This is a genomic window from Limnochorda sp. LNt, from assembly GCF_035593265.1.
Taxonomy (GTDB): Bacteria; Bacillota; Limnochordia; order Limnochordales; family Geochordaceae; genus Geochorda; species Geochorda subterranea.
The window spans coordinates 497,244-514,145 of the sequence record NZ_CP141614.1 but is presented as its reverse complement, the minus strand read 5'-3'; the positions used below and the strand labels follow the sequence as shown (position 1 = coordinate 514,145).

Annotated in this window: 17 protein-coding genes; 3 read left to right on the top strand and 14 right to left on the bottom strand. The window is 71.1% G+C overall.

Annotated features, from left to right (window positions below; translation table 11 throughout):
• Nucleotides 1-148: 148 nt before the first annotated feature.
• Nucleotides 149-787, top strand: a complete 639-nt coding sequence (locus VLY81_RS02410) for a TetR/AcrR family transcriptional regulator (protein WP_324669438.1) — start codon at nt 149-151, stop codon at nt 785-787.
• A 4-nt stretch (nt 788-791) separates the two neighbouring features.
• Here the strand turns inward: VLY81_RS02410 and VLY81_RS02405 are convergent, their stop codons facing one another.
• The 3 genes from VLY81_RS02405 to VLY81_RS02395 form a co-directional block, all read right to left on the bottom strand.
• Entirely contained in the window at nt 792-1,691 is a 900-nt protein-coding gene (locus VLY81_RS02405) for a sugar phosphate isomerase family (protein WP_324669437.1), read from the bottom strand.
• Nucleotides 1,692-1,795: 104 nt separating this feature from the next.
• Nucleotides 1,796-2,875, bottom strand: a complete 1,080-nt coding sequence (locus VLY81_RS02400) for an isocitrate/isopropylmalate family dehydrogenase (RefSeq protein ID WP_324669436.1) — start codon at nt 2,873-2,875, stop codon at nt 1,796-1,798.
• A gap of 19 nt (nt 2,876-2,894) precedes the next feature.
• Nucleotides 2,895-3,518 carry an exopolysaccharide biosynthesis protein gene (locus VLY81_RS02395; RefSeq protein WP_324669435.1) on the bottom strand — a complete coding sequence of 208 codons (624 nt, stop codon included), beginning with the start codon at nt 3,516-3,518 and terminating at the stop codon, nt 2,895-2,897.
• A 122-nt stretch (nt 3,519-3,640) separates the two neighbouring features.
• On the opposite strand from VLY81_RS02395, the gene VLY81_RS02390 reads away from it, so the two are divergent.
• Nucleotides 3,641-4,501 carry an SDH family Clp fold serine proteinase gene (locus tag VLY81_RS02390; RefSeq protein ID WP_324669434.1) on the top strand — a complete coding sequence of 287 codons (861 nt, stop codon included), beginning with the start codon at nt 3,641-3,643 and terminating at the stop codon, nt 4,499-4,501.
• A gap of 28 nt (nt 4,502-4,529) precedes the next feature.
• On the opposite strand, the gene VLY81_RS02385 is transcribed toward VLY81_RS02390, so the two are convergent.
• A complete protein-coding gene (locus VLY81_RS02385) occupies nt 4,530-5,495 on the bottom strand; it encodes a TerC family protein (protein WP_324669433.1) in 966 nt (321 codons plus the stop codon).
• A 184-nt stretch (nt 5,496-5,679) separates the two neighbouring features.
• Here VLY81_RS02385 and VLY81_RS02380 point away from each other — a divergent pair, with 184 nt between their 5' ends.
• A complete protein-coding gene (locus VLY81_RS02380) occupies nt 5,680-7,407 on the top strand; it encodes an aspartate aminotransferase family protein (RefSeq protein ID WP_324669432.1) in 1,728 nt (575 codons plus the stop codon).
• Between the two features lie 884 nt (nt 7,408-8,291).
• Here the strand turns inward: VLY81_RS02380 and VLY81_RS02375 are convergent.
• The 10 genes from VLY81_RS02375 to VLY81_RS02330 all read right to left on the bottom strand — a co-directional run bounded on the left by VLY81_RS02375 (nt 8,292) and on the right by VLY81_RS02330 (nt 16,900).
• Nucleotides 8,292-8,726, bottom strand: a complete 435-nt coding sequence (locus tag VLY81_RS02375) for a tripartite tricarboxylate transporter TctB family protein (protein ID WP_324669431.1) — start codon at nt 8,724-8,726, stop codon at nt 8,292-8,294.
• Nucleotides 8,727-8,810: 84 nt separating this feature from the next.
• On the bottom strand, nt 8,811-9,773 hold the full coding sequence (locus VLY81_RS02370) for a Bug family tripartite tricarboxylate transporter substrate binding protein (RefSeq protein WP_324669430.1): 963 nt from the start codon (nt 9,771-9,773) through the stop codon (nt 8,811-8,813).
• A 109-nt stretch (nt 9,774-9,882) separates the two neighbouring features.
• Nucleotides 9,883-11,412, bottom strand: a complete 1,530-nt coding sequence (locus VLY81_RS02365) for a tripartite tricarboxylate transporter permease (RefSeq protein WP_324669429.1) — start codon at nt 11,410-11,412, stop codon at nt 9,883-9,885.
• Between the two features lie 15 nt (nt 11,413-11,427).
• Nucleotides 11,428-12,501: an Ldh family oxidoreductase gene (locus VLY81_RS02360; RefSeq protein ID WP_324669428.1), complete on the bottom strand. Its 1,074-nt coding sequence runs from the start codon at nt 12,499-12,501 to the stop codon at nt 11,428-11,430.
• The gene (locus VLY81_RS02355; RefSeq protein WP_324669427.1) at nt 12,498-13,535 is read right to left on the bottom strand and encodes a succinylglutamate desuccinylase/aspartoacylase family protein; all 1,038 of its coding nucleotides are present in this window, start codon (nt 13,533-13,535) and stop codon (nt 12,498-12,500) included. The genes VLY81_RS02360 and VLY81_RS02355 overlap by 4 nt, the downstream gene beginning before the upstream one ends.
• A complete protein-coding gene (locus tag VLY81_RS02350; RefSeq protein ID WP_324669426.1) occupies nt 13,532-13,726 on the bottom strand; it encodes a tautomerase family protein in 195 nt (64 codons plus the stop codon). The genes VLY81_RS02355 and VLY81_RS02350 overlap by 4 nt, the downstream gene beginning before the upstream one ends.
• A gap of 37 nt (nt 13,727-13,763) precedes the next feature.
• On the bottom strand, nt 13,764-14,039 hold the full coding sequence (locus VLY81_RS02345) for a UxaA family hydrolase (RefSeq protein ID WP_324669425.1): 276 nt from the start codon (nt 14,037-14,039) through the stop codon (nt 13,764-13,766).
• Between the two features lie 21 nt (nt 14,040-14,060).
• Nucleotides 14,061-15,050 carry an alcohol dehydrogenase catalytic domain-containing protein gene (locus VLY81_RS02340; RefSeq protein ID WP_324669424.1) on the bottom strand — a complete coding sequence of 330 codons (990 nt, stop codon included), beginning with the start codon at nt 15,048-15,050 and terminating at the stop codon, nt 14,061-14,063.
• 8 nt (nt 15,051-15,058) lie between these two features.
• Nucleotides 15,059-16,210, bottom strand: coding sequence for a UxaA family hydrolase (locus VLY81_RS02335; protein WP_324669423.1), 1,152 nt, complete (start codon nt 16,208-16,210; stop codon nt 15,059-15,061).
• An 18-nt stretch (nt 16,211-16,228) separates the two neighbouring features.
• A complete protein-coding gene (locus VLY81_RS02330; RefSeq protein ID WP_324669422.1) occupies nt 16,229-16,900 on the bottom strand; it encodes a cyclase family protein in 672 nt (223 codons plus the stop codon).
• Nucleotides 16,901-16,902 lie beyond the last annotated feature (2 nt).

The following is a 16,902-nucleotide window of genomic DNA, read 5'->3' as shown; positions in this document are numbered from 1 at the left end:
CTCCGGCCCCCTCCGACCGAGTCCGCCCAGAGTTGGACACTCGTCCTGCTCTTTCCACCCGCTCTCGGGCCGTTCCTGGCGCCTCGACCCGACGGTCGGTAGGCGACGGCGGCCGGCGAGGCGAATGATCGGGCCGGGTGAGCGGCGCATGGCGAAGGAGCGGCGTCAGCAGATCGTCGAGGCGGCCGCCCGGATCTTCAACGAGCAGGGCTACCACCGGGCGTCGATGGCGGAGATCGCCTCGGCCGTGGGCATGCTCAAGGGCAGCCTCTACTACTACTTCCAGAGCAAGGACGAGCTGCTCTTCGAGGTGATCCTGACGCCGCTGCAGAAGCTGGTGGACGCCCTGGAGTCGGTGGGCCGCTCCGAGCTGCCGGCCACGGAGGCGGTGCGGCAGGCCATCCGCCGGCACGTCGTCATGTCGGCCGAGTACTATCCCACGCTCGCGGTCATCGCGCAGGAGCGCTTCGACTTCCTGGGCGAGCCCTACCGATCGCGCATCATGGCGCTGCACCGCCGCTACCGCCAGCTATGGCTGGACCTGCTGCGCCGAGGGGCCGCCGACGGCCAGCTGCGGGGAGATCTGGACCCCTCGCTGGCCACCTTCGCCATCCTGGGGATGTGCAACTGGATGCACCGGTGGTACCGCCCCGATGGCCCGGCATCGGCCGAGGCCATCGCCGACGCCTTCGCCAGCCTGGTGCTCCACGGCCTGCGAGCCTCCGGCGCCGCACCGGGCCCTGCGGCCGACGGCCAGGGCCCGGAGACGGACGGGGCCCGCCCCTGAGGCGCTAGCGGCTCTCCGAGGGGCCGTCCGCGAGGCCCGAGGGCGCCGACGCCGTGCCCCGGTCGACGATGATCATGGCGTCGGGGTGCTCCTGCAGGAACGTGACGGGATACTCCACCGTGACGGGCCCGAAGAGGGCGATGCGCAGCGCGGCCTGCTTCCACGCGCCCGTCGTGCTGTAGAGGCGGATGCGACGGGCGCCCAGGATCTCGCGCATCCCGATGGTGACGGCCATGGTGGGCACCAGGTGCACCGCGCCCCCCGCCTCGCGCTGGGCCATGGAGATGATGGTGTCGGGGTTGAGCGTCACCACCCGGGTGGTGGACCGGCGAAACATCTCCTTGGTCACCACCGGCCACATGGCCAGCGGCGGCTCGTTGTAGGCGATGTGCCCGTGGAAGCCGATGCCGCCGTAGGCGGTGTCGACGCCGCCCGCCGCCTCCATGGCCCGGGCCATGGCGTCGGGGTCGAAGGGAGACGGGAAGTGGCGCTGCGACGGCGGCACGTTGAGCTCGGGGTCGACGACCTCGTAGAAGTGGCGCCGCCACCAGCCCTCGAAGCTCCACGGGCTGTCGAGGGGGACGGGCCGTCCCTGCCAGTCGAGATGCTCGTCCATGTGGAAGAGGTGGACGTGCCGCAGGCTGAGCCGGTGCTCGTTGACCATCCGCGCCAGGATGGGGAACGGCTCCCGGGGCCCGCAAGGGACGATGAGGCGGGTGGGTCGCCCCAGGCGGTTGTTTTGCTCGATCTCCTCGAAGATGCTCTGGGCGAAGTGCCGGTGGACGTCCTGCGGCGTAGGGAGGATCCGGAGGCGGATCCGCGCCTGGGGATGGCGCTCCAGCTCCTCCACGGGCACCTGCAGCCACTGGCGCAGCTGCTCGGGGTCGATGGCCGAGTATCCCATGAGGCAACGCTCCCATCCGGCTTTGGGGGCGCCCCGGGCCGCCGGGCGCCCCCTAGAGTGGTACATACCACAGCGCCGGGGCCGTCTCCTCGCGCCGCGGTCGCTCAGATGCGGAGCGACTCCCACACCTCCAGCTTGGCACGGACCCGGTCGATGACCGCGTCGGTAAACTCGGTGGTGCTGGCCTGGCCGCCCAAATCCACGGTGCGGATGCCGGCGCGGATGGTCTCGAGCGCGCCCTCGTAGATGGCCCGGGAGGCCCGCTGCCCCGCGCCCCCCGGCAGGTGGGCCAGGAGCGCCGCTCCCGCCAGGATCATGGCCAGCGGGTTGGCGACGTTCTTGCCCTTGAGCCGAGGGGCCGTGCCGTGGGGAGCCTCGGCCATGACGCACTTGACCTGCAGGCGGTCGTCCATCGACAGCAGCAGCGACTCCGATCCGGCGATGGTGCCGAACATCTGCAGCACCAGGTCGCTGAGGCAGTCGCCGTCGCGGTTGAGGGCAGGGATGACCAGCGGCTCGCCCGTGTGGGAGAGCAGCAGCGCGTAGGTGGCGTCGATGAGCTGCGGATCGTAGGGCACGTCGGGGTGGCGCGCCGCGGCGGCATCCATCTCCTCCTTGAGCATGCCCTCGTAGATGGGGCTCACCGTGTACTTGGGGCCGCCGAAGACCTTGCCGCCCAGCCGCCGGGCCTGCAGGAAGGCGAACTCCGCCACGGCCCGGCAGACCCGCCGGCTGATGGTCTCGGTGCGGAAGGCCACCTCGTCGCCGCCCGACGACTCCCGCCACTCCCGCGCGCCGTAGGCGTCGCCCACCGCCATGCGGATGACGCTGATGGGCGCGTTGACCCCCGCGATGGGCCGCACACCGGGGATCACCCGGCCGGTGCGCACGATGACGGTGCCATCGATGGCGGCCCGCAGGATGGCATTGGGACTGCCCACGTCGTCCTTGCCCTCGGGGGTGATGGTGGCCGCCTTGAGCCCCAGGCCCGCCTGCACCATGGCCTGGGCCGCCTCCAGCACCACCTGGTTGCGGGTGCGGCGGCGGTTCGCCAGGCTCAGGTCGAAGGTGTGAAACTCCAGAGGCAGCCCGATGACGGACGGGTGCAGCACGCGCAGCGCCTCCACCAGGAGCTCCTGGCCCGTCTCGTCGCCCTCCAGCACCACGACGGGATACGAAGCCACGCCGGTCGAGCCCCCTCCCCTATCGCCACGGCGTTGACGAGATGGCCAGCAACCCCGCCGCCAGCAGTCCGACGACGACAGCCACCAGCAGGTAGCCGACCGCCATCCCCAGCAGGATGTAGACCCCATCCCGGCGCAGGAAGCCGATGCCCACCATGAGCACCAGCAGCGCCGGCAGCGTGTTGAAGAAGGGCAGCGGCGTCACCATCAGCAGCCCCAGCAGGGTCACCGACAGCGCCGCGGCCCGAAACAGCGGCTCCGTCGCCACCAGCCCCAACCGCCCGCGCGACGAGCGCTCGAAGCGGGCCAGGATAGGGATGACCCGCTCGTCCATGAAGCGCGCCGCCTGCGGGCTCAGCGTGAGCCGGCGCAGCCGGGCGGGCAGCCACGGGTGCTGCAGGCCGAAGACCCGCTGCAGCCCCAGCCCCGCGAACAGCAGCCCGATGAAGGCGGCCGTGCCCGGGGGCAGGACGGGCACCAGGGTCGGCAGCGCCAGCGCCGCGAAGAGAAGGCCGAAGCCATGCTCGCGCGACAGATCCACCACCTCGCCCAGCGTCAGCGGTGGCCCGCCGGGACCCGCCTCCTTGAGGCGCCGACGGAGCCGCTCGGCGACGGAGGCGGGGCGATCGCCTGCATCAGCCACGCCGCATCCGCCCCTCGGGCGTCGACGAGGCAGGCGGCGGCCCCGTCCGCCCCGAAATGTGCCCCACGACTCGGCCGCAGCGGCCAGGGTCGGCCATCGGGGCGACGAAAGGGGTTGTCCCCATGACCTTCGGACTCTTCGATCTGTTTTGGATCTTCTTGCTCATCTCATCCCTCTCGCCGGTCTGGCGCCAGCGTCAACTCGAGGCGCATCGCATCCGGGCCATCCGGCGGCTGGAGGCCCGCCGTCACAGCCGGGTCATCACCCTGATCCACCGCCAGGAGCAGGTGGCGCTGCTGGGCATCCCGCTGGCTCGCTACATCGACATCAACGACTCCGAGCAGATCCTGCGGGCCATCAAGCTGACGCCACCCGACATGCCCATCGACCTCATCCTCCACACGCCCGGGGGGCTGGTGCTGGCCACCGAGCAGATCGCGCACGCCCTGGTCAACCGGGAGGGCAAGGTGACGGTCTTCATCCCCCACTATGCCATGTCGGGCGGCACCCTGCTGGCCCTGGCGGCCGACGAGGTGGTGATGGATCCCAACGCCGTGCTGGGCCCCGTCGACCCCCAGATCGGCAGCTTCGCCGCCGCCGACATCCTCAAGGTGGTGGAGATGAAGCCGCCCAGCGAGATCGACGATCAGACCCTCATCCTGGCGCAGACCGCTCGCAAAGCGCTGGCCCAGGTGCGCGATCTCATCATCCGCCTCACCACGGCCAACGGGATGCCCCCCGACAAGGCCGAGCGCCTGGCCGACGCCCTGGGGAGCGGACGGTGGACGCACGACTACCCTATCACATACGAGCAGGCCAAGGAGCTCGGCCTGCCCGTCTCCGACGACATGCCGCCCGAGGTGTACGAGCTGATGGACCTCTTCCCGCAGCCGGCCCAGCGCCGGCCGACCGTCCAGTACATCCCGATGCCGTACGGGGACCGGCTGCCGGGGCATCGCCCCCGGGACGGCCGGCCCCGATGAGCGTGGTGCAGCGTCAGGTGGTGCAGCGTCAGGCGGTCTTGGCCTGCTCCCGGGCCTCGGCCTCGGGCTGGGGTGCCGGCACCACCACCGAGGCCAGGACCGCCGCCGCCAGCAGGCCGAAGATGACGCCCAGCGACACGGTGATGGGCACGTGCACCACGTCGGCCGCGAGCATCTTGCCGCCTACGAACGCCAGGATCAGGGAGAGCGCGTACTTGAGGTACCTGAACATGGGCATGATCCCGGCCAGCAGGAAGTAGAGCGCCCGCAGGCCCAGGATGGCGAAGATGTTGGACGTGTAGACGATGAAGGGATCCGAGGTGATGCCGAAGACGGCCGGCACCGAGTCGATGGCGAAGACGACGTCGGTCAGCTCGACGAAGATGAGCACCAGCAGAAGCGGCGTGGCCAGCCGGCGCCCGCCCTCCCGTACGACGAAGGCTTGTCCGCGATACTCGGAGACCACCGGCAGGAAGCGCCGCACGAACCGGAAGACGGGATTGTGCTCGGGCTCGACGGCCCGCTCCTTGCCCAACGCCATCTTGAGGCCCGTGTAGACCAGGAAGGCGCCGAAGAGGTAGGCCACCCAGTGGAAGGAGGATAACAGCGCCGCCCCTGCCGCCACGAAGATGCCCCGGATGATGACGGCGCCCAGGATGCCCCAGAAGAGCACCCGGTGCTGGAACCGGGCCGGCACCGAGAAGTAGCTGAAGATCATCAGGAAGACGAAGAGGTTGTCGACGCTCAGCGACTTCTCGACCAGGTACCCGGCCAGGAACTCCAGGGCCTTCTGCGAGCCCACCCACAGATAGACCAGCCCGTTGAAGATGAAGGCCAGCAAGATCCAGACGGCCGTCCACGCCGCGGCCTCACGCGTGGACGGCACGTGAGCCTTGCGGTTGAAGACGCCCAGGTCGACCGCCAGCGCCACCGACACCATCACGACGAACGGGATCCACAGCCACGCCTCGTTGTGGGGCAAGCTGCCCGGCAAGCAGGACCCTGCCTTTCGCAATGGTTTCGGGGCTAGGTTACCGCGGCCGTGCCCCGCCGGGCAAGCAGGCCGTTGCGCCGCCCGAGGCGCCGGGCTATAATGCCCCTGTGACGTGTGCACAGGTTTGTGCACACACTGCGCACAGCATTCGAGGGAGACCGTCTCCCGGACATGGAGGGACCTCATGGGCATCGGATCGGCCCCGTCGCATCCCTTCGCACGCTTCGTCAACCCGCCGCTGGCAGAGCTGCTCGAGCGGCTGCGCATGGACCGGCGCTTCGTGCGCGGGGAGGGGGCGTGGCTCTGGGACCATCAGGGACGCCGCTACCTGGACTTCATCGCCAACTACGGGGCCCTGCCCTTCGGCTACAACCCGTCGCCCATCTGGGAGGCGCTGCGAGCCGTGGAGGCTCGTGGCGAGCCCAGCTTCGTGCAGCCCTCCTACCTGGAGGCGGCCGGCGAGCTGGCCGAGCGGTTGGTGCAGATCGCGCCGCGGGGGCTGCGGTACGTCACCTTCACCAACTCGGGCGCCGAGGCGGTCGAGGCGGCCATCAAGATGTGCCGCTCCGCCACGGGGCGCCCCCGCATCCTGGCGGCTCACAACGGCTTTCACGGCAAGACCCTGGGGGCGCTGTCGGCCACGGGCCGACCGGCCTACCAGACGCCCTTCGGGGCGCCGGTGGAGGGGTTCGACTTCGTGCCGTACGGCGACGTGGCGGCATTGGAGCAGGCGCTGGAGCAGGATGGCAGCCGCTACGCCGCCCTCATCCTGGAGCCCATCCAAGGCGAGGGGGGCATCGTGGTGCCGCCTCCCGGCTACCTGCGGGCAGCGCGGGAGCTGACGGCCCGTCACGGCGTGTTGCTCATCCTCGACGAGATCCAGTCGGGCCTGGGGCGGACGGGCCGGCTCTTCGCCTGCGAGGAGGAGGGCGTCGTGCCCGACGTCATGACGCTGGCCAAGGCCCTCGGTGGCGGGCTCGTGCCCATCGGCGCCTGCCTGGCCAACGACGTCGCCTACAACGACGACTTCGCGCTCAAGCACTCCTCCACCTTCGCGGGCGGGGCCCTCGCCTGCCGGGCGGGCCTGGCCGCGCTGGAGTGGCTGACGCGTGACGACGGGAGCCTGCTGCGCCACGTCCAGGAGCGGGGCCGCCAGCTGATGGAGGGGCTCCAGGCGCTGGCCCGGCGCTACCCCCACGTCATCGGGGAGGTGCGGGGGCGGGGGCTGATGCTGGGCATCGACTTCCGGGTGGGCCGGGAGGCCTTCGCGGCGTACGGGCCGGGTACGCTGCTGCCGGTGATGGCGGAGCAGGAGATGCTGACGCCGGTCATCGCCAGCTACCTGCTGGACGTCGAGGGCCTGCGGGTGGCCCCCACCCTCAACGGGCAGAGCGTCATCCGCATCGAGCCGCCCCTCATCGTGAGCGAGGAGCAGTGTCGCCAGGCGCTGGCGTCCATCGAGCGGGTCGTGGCGCTGGTGGCCCAAGGCCGCACCGACGCCCTGGTACGCCACCTGGTGGCCGACGCCGACCCCCGGCCAACCGCGACGGCCACCAACGGCAGGCGCCCGCGGCCGCTGCCGCCCCGACCACGGCCACGGCGCGAGCGGCGGCGGGGGCGGGTGCGACGGTGGTGCAGCCCGACGGCGACGCCGAGGAGGGCCGCTTCGCCTTCCTGGTGCACCCGCTGGATCTGGGCAACTATCCCGAGTTCGACGTGGCCCTCGAGGGGCTCACGCCCGACGAGGTGGAGCGCCTGGCCGACCGCTTCAACGAGCTCTTGGAGCCCTTCGTCATCGGGCGCACGCGGGTGGTCTCGGCGGCCGGGAGGCGGGCGTACGGGGAGTTCGTGGTGGTGCCCCGCACGACCCGGCAGATCCTCACGCAGAGCCGCCACGAGATCCTGGCGGTGATCCGCCAGGCGGTGGCGCTGGCGCGTGACCGGGGGGCCCGCATCGTGGGGCTGGGCGCCTACACCGCCATCGCCTCGCGGGGCGGGCTGCACCTGACGGACCTCGGGGTAGCGCTGACGACGGGCAACAGTTACACCGTGGCAGCCGCCATGGAGGCGCTGGTCGAGGGGGCCCGGCGGGTCGGCATCGACCTGCCCGCCAGCCGTGCCGCCGTGGTGGGAGCCGGCGGCTCCATCGGGAGGGCCACCGCCCTGCTGCTGGCGCCCCATGTGGGGGGCCTGGACCTGGTGGGCAACCCGGGGTCGGGGGCCAGGGCTCTGGCGAGGCTGGAGCAGGTGGCCGACGAGGTGCGCCGGGCGGCCCTGGAGGCGGGGCGGGAGCCGCCGGCGCTGGCGCTGACGACCGACGCCGCCTCGGCCCTGCGGCGGGCGCCACTGGTGGTGGTGGCCACCAACTCCGCCGACGAGTTCATCACGCCCGAGATGCTGGCGCCCGGCGCCGTGGTCTGCGACATGTCGCGGCCGCCCAACGTCAGCCGCCGCGTCGACGCCGAGCGGCCCGACGTGCTGGTCATCGACGGCGGCGTCATCGAGGTGCCGGGGCGGCCCGACTTCGGCTGGCACTTCGGCTACGAGCGCGGCCTGGCCTACGCCTGCATGTCGGAGACCATCATGCTGGCGCTGGAGCACCACTACCAGCACACGAGCCTGGGCGCCGACCTCACCATCGAGACCATCCGCTGGATGCAGGAGCTGGCCCGCCGCCACGGCTTCCGGCTGGCCGAGCTGCGCAGCTTCGACCGGCCGCTGGATCCGGGGCGCTGGGAGCGGCTGGTGGCGGCACGCGAGGCCCTGGCGGCCCGGCGCTGATGCCTGCCAGGGGCCCTACAGCAGAGCTCCTCGGGGCAGCGGCACCCTGAACTGCAGCACGAAGATGACGTAGAGGGCAGCGACGAGGGCCAGGGTGGTCAGCGCGTAGGCCGAGCGCCCTCGCGCCCCCAGCAGGGCCATGCTGCTGACCACGAAGGCGGCCGTGCTGGTGAAGAAGCCCAGCCGGTGGATGGCCAGGACGTACAAGACGATCGCCAGGTACTGGGCGAGGGGCGTCAGCCGGTCCGGGGACACGGGACCGCGCGCCGGTCCGGTACGCCTGCGCATCGGCCCGCTCCGCGCGAGTCGCACCAGGTTGGCCCCGCACAGCAGCAGCAGGCTCAACAGCAACACTCTCGGGAAGATCCCCGAGCCCAGGGGAAACCCGAGGGAGATCCGGTACAGCACGATGCTCGCCGCCACCAGCCCGACGTTGACGGCCGCCTCCACGCCAGCCTCGCTCCCTTCTCAGCGGCCCCGCGTCGTACTCACGGCAAGGGGGCGGCCTTTGCGCGCCGCCCCCCGCCGAGGGGCTCACCACCCCATCAGGTCCTTGACCATCTGCTCGTTCTCCTTGAGGAAGCGCTGATACTCGGCACCTCGCATGGTGTCGAGCTGCAAGCCCAGTTCCTCCAGACGACGGAGGTGCTCGGGATCCGCGACCGCCCGCTCCAGCGCGGCAGTCAGGACTCCCACGATGTCCGGTGGCGTGCCGGCAGGAGCCGCGATCCCTCGCCCGACGAAGTAGATGACGTCGTACCCCTGCTCCCTGAACGTCGGGACGTCCGGCAGGAACGGCGACCGCTCGCGCCAGGCGACTCCCAAGGCTCTGACCTCGCCCTGTCGGATGAGGCTCGTCACCTCGCCCACGTTGGCCCCGACGATGTCGACGTGGCCCCCTAGGAGCTGCGAGATGCTCACGGCCGTGCTGTCATTGTGGATGACGCTGAACCGCACCCCGTACCGCTTCTCGACTTGCAGGACGCCGAGGTGGTCGTCCCCGCCGTAGCCGTGGGCGGCGATGACCAGTCCGCCCGGACGCTGCCGTAGCGACGAGATGACGTCCCCGACCGAACGAAGCGGGCTGTCCGGGCGGACGATCCAGACCCCGGGGTCCGTGACGTGGTTCATGATGGTGACGAAGCTCTCCAGGCTCTCCTTGCGCCCGATCTGGGGATCCAGGTAGCCGGCGAACATGTTGGGCACGTTGATGTAGCCGATGGTGTAGCCATCCGGAGCGGACTGGGCCAGCCGACCCCAGCCGAGCCAGCCGCCCCCGCCGGTGACGTTGGTCACGATGACCGGCTGGCCGAGCGCTCTTTGGAGCGAGCTGGCCAGCAGCCTCGCCGTCACGTCCGTGCCGCCGCCCGCCCCGTAGGCGACGATGAGAGTGATCGGCTTGGTCGGATAGGCGGCCGCGTGGAGCGCATCATCGCCGGCCAGCCCGATCGACACGAGCGAGACCATCAGCATGAGGGGAAGCAGCCTGCGCTGCACGATTGCCATGCCTCCTTCCGGACCTCGTGTCGCGGTCTCTTGCGCCGTGCCCGTCTCCGCGGAAGCCATCTCCTCCTCTCCCGTCCCCGCGGGTGCCCCATTCGGGCGGTCATCGCGTGTCGCCGGGTGCGCCCTGCACGGCCACGTCCGCGGGGGCATCCTTCTTGCCGTGCAGGATCAGGGGAATGACGAGGAAAGCCACGATGAGCCCTATGAGAACCATGGAAAGCGGTCGCGAAAGGATGTACGGCAGGAGCTCTCCCCGGGCCAGCGTCAGGGACTGCCGGAAGCCCCGCTCGGCCATGGGCCCCAGGATCAGACCCAGGGCCAGGGCCGCCGCCGAGTACCCGTGCACCCTCATGAAGTAGCCGGCGATGCCGGAGAGGGTCATGACCCACACGTCGAAGAGGTTGTTGCCCAGCGAGTACGACCCCACCACACATAGCACGGCGACGACGGGGGCCAGCACCGAGCGCGGCAGCAGGGTGACGTTGACCAGGTAGCGCGCCGCCAGCATCCCCATCGCACCCATCACCAGGTTGGCCACCAAGAAGGCGAACATCACCGTGTAGGTCATCTCGGCGTACCGCGTAAACAGCTCACGCCCGGGGGTCAGGCCGTGGATCATCAGCCCGCCCAGCAGGACGGCCGCGGAGGCGCTTCCCGGGATGCCCAGGGTGAGCAATGGGATCAATGTCCCGCCGGTGACCGCGTTGTTGGCGCTCTCGCTGCACGCCACGGCCTCCTCCGACCCCCTGCCGAAGCGCTCGGGATGCCGGGAGAGGCGCCGTCCGACGGTGTAGGCCACCCACGAGCCGATGTCGGCGCCCGCGCCGGGCAGGATCCCGGTAAGCGTGCCGATGAGGGAGGACCGCAAGATGGCTCCCTTGAGGCGACTCACCTCCTGGCGAGTCGGCATCCAGCGCCAGCGCTCCAGGACGCGAGCCACCTGGCGCCCCTCCTCGGCGGAGCGCCTCGACATGGCCAGCACCTCGGAGAGCCCGAAGAGCCCGATCATGACGGGCACGAAGGAGATCCCCGACTGCAGCTCGGGAATGCGGAAGGTGAACCGCGAGAAGCCGCTGCTGGTCTCCATCCCGACGGTGCCCAGCAACAGCCCCACGGTGGCCGCGATGAGCCCCTTCAACAGCGACCCCGACGAGACGCTGGCCACCGACGTGAGCCCGAAGAGGGCCAGCAGGAAGTACTCCGGGGGGCCGAACCGCAGCGACAGCAGAGACAGCGGCGGTGCCACCAGCAGCAGGGCCACCCCGCTCACGAAGCCCCCCGCCACCGACGCCATGGTGGAGGTCCGGAGCGCCGTGACGGCCCGCCCCTGCTCCGTCAACTCGTACCCGTCGATGGCGGTCGCAGCCGACGCGGACGTGCCCGGGGTCCTGAGCAGGATGGCCGGTATGGAACCCGCGTAGATGGCCGAGGTGTAAAGGGCGCACAGCATGGCCAGGCCGGCAGCCGGCTCCATCCCGAACGTGACCGGCAGCAACAGGGCAATGCCCAGGTTGGCCTGCAACCCCGGGAGGAGGCCGACGAAGAACCCCGCCACCACCCCGGCGACGATGGCCCCCAGTATCGACGGGCTCAACATGTCCATCAAGGCGGCCAGGATGGCACTCTCCATCGCTCCGTCACCCCCTCACGTCGTCGAGGGCTGGCTCTCGGGGCCGGCCCCATCCAGAGGCGGCAGGTCGGCCCCCAGGGCACGGGCAAGGTCTTCCAGCTCCCGGACCTCCCCTGGGTCCAGGGGCACACCCTCGGCCAGCCGCCTGCGGCGAAGCTCCCACCGCCGCTGGCCGGGGTAGCGAGCCGGTGCCCCACCGGCGGTCGGGACCTCCCGAAAGCGACGGATCATGTCCTGCAGGCGCTCCTGGAAGTGCTCGAGCGGCATCACCCGGGCGACGTCGATGGCCAGCATCAGGTGGACGCATCCCTCGCCTTGGTCGGGACTCGACTCCTTGGAGACCACCTGATCGGCGTAGCGCCCGCCCCCGAGCACGCCCGTCAGCATCTCCACCGACAGAAGCAGGGCGAATCCCTTGGGCCCGCCGAAGGGAGCCAGGGCTCCCGCCAGCGCCTTCGACGGGTCGCGGGTGGGCCGTCCCCCGCGATCGACCGCCCACCCCGGAGGGATCGGCTCGCCCCGGCGCGCCGCCTCGACCACCCGGGCCCTCGACGTCTCGCTCAGCGCCATGTCCAGTTCGAAGAAGCCGTCGCCCCCCATCGGGGCGGCGATGGCCAGGGGATCGTTGCTCAGGACGGGCATCCCGCTGCCCGGCGGCGCCACGCACACCTGCCCGTTGGAGCTGACGAGGGCGACGTGGCCACGGGAGGCGATGCGGGTGGCGTAGTACCCGGCGAAGCCGAAGTGGTTGCTGTTGCGGGCCCACGCCACCGCCACGCCGTGGCGGGCGGCGGCCGCCGCGACGGCATCGGCCGTCACCGTGCCGACGAGGTGGCCCACCCCGTTGCACCCGTCCACCAGCAGGAGGGGCCCATGGGCCTCGACCCGGGGGCGCGCACCCGGATCCACCCCGCCGGCCCGCACCCGGCGGACGTAGGGCCCCAGGCGGCGGATCCCGTGTGTCTCGACCCCCCGCAGGTGCGCCTCCGTCATCACGTCGGCCATGGCCTCCGCCGCGCCCGGCCCGACGCCGGCCGCCATCGCCGTGGCCCGTATGGCCGACCGCAGCCAGGAGGCGGATCGGATCAAGGTCCGCTCGCCTCCAGCCAGCGAGCGTTCGCCTCGTCGGCGATGGCGAAGCCCTTGGACCCGGCCTCGACGGCCCCGGAGTAGCGGCTGAAGAAGAGGTAGCCGTCCACCGGGGCCAATAGCCGCTGGGTCACGTCCAGCGTCCGGGGATCGAGCACCTCCCCCAGGAGCGTGCCTGCCTCGATGCGCCGCCCGATGTCCTGCGGCTCCTCGAAGGACGAGATCAGGAGACCCCCGGTGGTCGGGTTGACTTCGACCCGGGCCTCCAGGCCAAAGAGCAGCTGCCGGGGAAAGGGCGGCTCCGTCCCGCCGGCCACCATCCCCAGGGCCCGCAGGACCCCCTCCAACCCCTCGACGAGGCGCCTCGTGTACGTCCCCGTCGCGGACCGGCCCAGGTAGGCGCCGCCCACCTCCACCCCGATGGCCGGCCGCCCCAGGGACGTCACGTACCCGACCGCGGATCCGCGCAGGTCGTTTGCGTGGATGAAGGGCAGGCCGAAGGCCCGACACAGCCGCAGGCTCTCGTCACGGACCGCCCCGGTGGCGGCGCGGTCGAAGTCCGTGCGGCTCTGCAGCCGCCCGCCCATTCCCCCCGAGTGGATGTCGAGGAGCGCATCGACGTGCTGGAGCAGATACCGGGAGATGGCGGCGGCCAGCATCTGGGTCAGGGAGCCGTCCAGCTTGCCCGGGAAGCTCGTGTGCAGGTCGGGATTGCCGTGGTGCTCGGGTGTGAACCGCGAGAAGGCCGCCAGCGCCAGGGGATTGGCGACCGGCATCACCACCACGACCCCCCGCAACCGACCCGGCTCCAGTCCGTCGAGGAAGGCCTTGAGCGCGAGGGGCGGAAAGGACTCGTCCCCGTGGATCCCCGCCAGCACGCCCAGCACCGGCCCGTCCTCCAGGCCCCTGACCCAGTGAAGGGGCAGGCCGAGCCGCTGCCCGGACAGCAGCCCCGTCACGGGCACCTCGGCGAAGTGTCGTCCCGCCGGAGACCCGGACCACAAGGGAGCGGTCGACGGCTCCGGTGTCTTCATGACGCGCTGCCCTCCGACCGCAACCTGCCGGCTTTGCCGAGATTGGTCGCAGGGACGTCCTGGATGACGATGTTGACGCTGTCGGGAGGGGAGCCGAAGATCTGCCGGCAGGCCTCCGTGACGGACCGGACGAACTCCCGCTTCTGGTCCTCCGTGCGGCCCTCCCGGAGGTAGACGATGATGGTCGGCACGTTGGCCCACTCCTCTCCTCGCGGTGCGCTCGCCGCCTCACGTCGACGGTGCCACGGTGGACCGCAGGTTGTGGACGTGGACGTGCTCGCCCGGCTCGATGGCACGGATGGCCACGCCGATGACCTCTCCCGTCTTGTGGACGACCTCCCCCGTCTCGATGCGGCGCAGGGCCACCTTGTGGAACCTGGGGATGGCCTCGAGCAGGAGCACCTCTCGACCGTCGGCCGCGATCCGGTCCCCCCGCTCGGCCGCCTCGAGCAGCACGGCCACGTCATCGGCCGCATCCAGTACGACGCACCTTCTCGACGCCATCGCCGCGCCCCCCCTTCCCGGCTACGGCAGGACGGCCACGACGCGTCCGGTCACCGTGCCCGACGCGATCTGGTCCAGGGCCTCGTCCACCTGCTCCAGGCTGACGCGCCGGTCGACCAGGAGGTCGACCTTCTTGCGCTCCATCAGCCCCAGGGCGGTCCTGACGTCCTCTCGGGTGTACGACCGGGAGCCCATGACGTCGACGCCGTTCATCACCACCTCCGCGTAAGGCAGCGACAGCGTCCCGGAGGTGTACCCCACGAGGACCACCCGTCCGCCTCGCCTCACGCACCGTATCAACCGCCCGACGTGCTCGCCCGCTCCGGTGAAGTCGACCGCTCCGCTGGCTCCGACCCCGCCGGTGATTGCCCGCACCTCCTCCTCGTAGGAGCCGCCGGTGTCGACCGCCGCGGCCGCGCCCAGCTCCAGCGCGAGCCGGCGCTTCTCCTCGCTGCGGCTCGACGCGATGACCCGGGCCCCGGCCGCGACCAGCAGCTGAATGCCGACGAGTCCCAGCCCTCCCAGGCCGGCTACGATGACCCAGCGGTCCAGCACGGGGCCCATCTTCCTCAGGGCGCAGAGGCTGACCGCCACGACCCCTCCGGCGAGCGCCCCGTGCTCGAAGTCCAGGGCTTCCGGAAGCTCGATGAGGCTCCCGGCCGGGACGCTCACCAGCTCGGTCAGGGCCCCATGGGCGGTGATCCCCAGGGTCCCGCGCGTCGCCAGGCAGATGTTCTCGTGGCCCTCGACGCAGTTGACGCACCGCCCGCATGAGAGGTGGGGGTAGATCACCACCGGCCGGCCGGTCTCGACGTCCACCCCGGCGGGCTCGTGGCCCAGCACCAGCGGCAGACGGACGCCCGGCACCTTGCCGGCGCGCAGCTTGACGTCGGTCCCGCACAGGCCGCACGCCTTGATCCGCACGAGACGCTCCCCCGGCCGGACTTGGGGCTCGGGCCAGTCCCGCACGCGCACGGGTCGCTCCGCCGCCTCGAGGACGACCGCTCTCATGCGTCACCTCACAACCCCGTCGGGACCACCGAGAACTCGACGTGGCGGCAGATCTCGCTGCGCGTCAGGGCGCCCCGGACGACCCGCTCGAGCCTCTCCATCACCCGCGCCGCCGCGGCCTCCACGGACATGCCCTCCTCGACCACGTCGCTGACGTCCACGTCCACGTGGTCGGCCATGCGCCTCACCCACTCCCGGTTGCCGCAGACCTTGACGACGGGCATCAGGAGGTTGCCGACCGGGTTGCAGGTACCGGTCGCGAAGAGCACGGCGTGGCACCCAGCCGCCGCCAGGCCGCTCATCACCTCGTGCGCGCCCGAGGGCGAGTCCATGAAGTAGAGGCCCGGCCCATCCGGCGGCTCTCCGTACTCCACGACCCCGTGGATGGGGCCCGTGCCGGTCTTGCGGATGGCCCCCAGCGCCTTCTCCTCGATGGTGGTGATGCCCCCCGCGATGTTGTCGGGCACCGGGTTGGTGCCCAGCAGGTCCACCCCCGCCTCGCGCGCCGAGGCGAGGTTGTGGCGGGCGGCCTCGACGATCCGCTTGCCGACCTCGGGGGTCACGGCACGCCTGGCCAGCAGGTGCTCGGCGCCGATGATCTCGGTGGTCTCGGAGAAGACGACCGTCGCGCCCCTCTCCACCAGCCAGTCCGTGCACCGACCCAGCACGGGATTGGCCGCCACCACGGACGAGCCGTCGCTGCCGCCGCACTTGACCCCGATCTTGAGCCCGCTCCACTCCACTTCGCTTCGCTCGCTGTCGCTGGCCTCGAGGACCAGGTCGGAGGCCCTTCGGGCGCCATCGAGAGCGGCTGCCCAGCTCCCGCCGCAGTCGAGCAGCACCACCGACTCCACCCGCTTGCGGGTGGCCTGTCTCAGGCTCTCGACGAAGCGCTCGGTCCCCTCGCGTTCGTATCCCACCACCAGCACCGAGTGGACGTTGCCGTTGGAGACGATGCCCGTCAGGGTTCGCTGCAGGCGATGGCGATTGATGCCGACCTCGTTTCGCCCGTGGGGGTGAGTGAGCACGGTGGTGCCGGCGACCATCTCGCCGATGAGCCGGGCGGTGGTGGAACAAAAAGCACTCAGCGCCAGCACCAGCACGTGGCGACGGATGCCCACGCTTCCGTCCGCATTGCGGTAGGCCGTCAGACGCTCCACGCCGCTCCGCTCCCGTCCCTACTCGAGCAGCCGGGCCAGCACCCTCGCCGGAGACCCCGTCGCTCCCCGGATGTTGATGGGCACTGCCTGCAGGTACACACGCTTGCCAACCAGCGGCCGCAGGTTGGTCAGGTTCTCGATGATCAGCACGTCCCGTCCCAGGAGCATCTGGTGCAGGGGATCCCCTTTGCGGAACGGGCTGCGGATGGGAGCGTCCGGCCCCGGCGTATCGAGCCCGACCACCTTGATGCCTGCATCCAGCAAGAGCTTGCCTGCGTCCTCGGCCAGGAAGGGGTAGCGTGACCCGTACTCGGGGGTGCGCCACATCCGCTCCCATCCCGTGCTCAGGATCGCCATCGGGACGCTGCGCAAGAGCCGCTCATGGGGTCGGAGATCCTCCGCCGTCACGACGCCGAGGGCCTCCTTCTCGACGTCGATGACCACGCACTCGCCCATGAGCGACCGGTAGTCCACCCCGTCGATGCCCGCCCGGCCGTCGGCGTAGTGGTTGGGGGCGTCGACGTGGGTGCCACAGTGCAGGTTCATCCGGAGGACCTGTTGAAGCCCGCTGTTGACCCTTACCCGGTAGCTGACGAGCTCGAAGTGGTGCTGCTGCTCGCCCGGCCAGTCGGGTATCGGCATGCCCTCCTCGAACGCATGGGAGAGATCCAGCCACTGGTGTTCGGTCACGA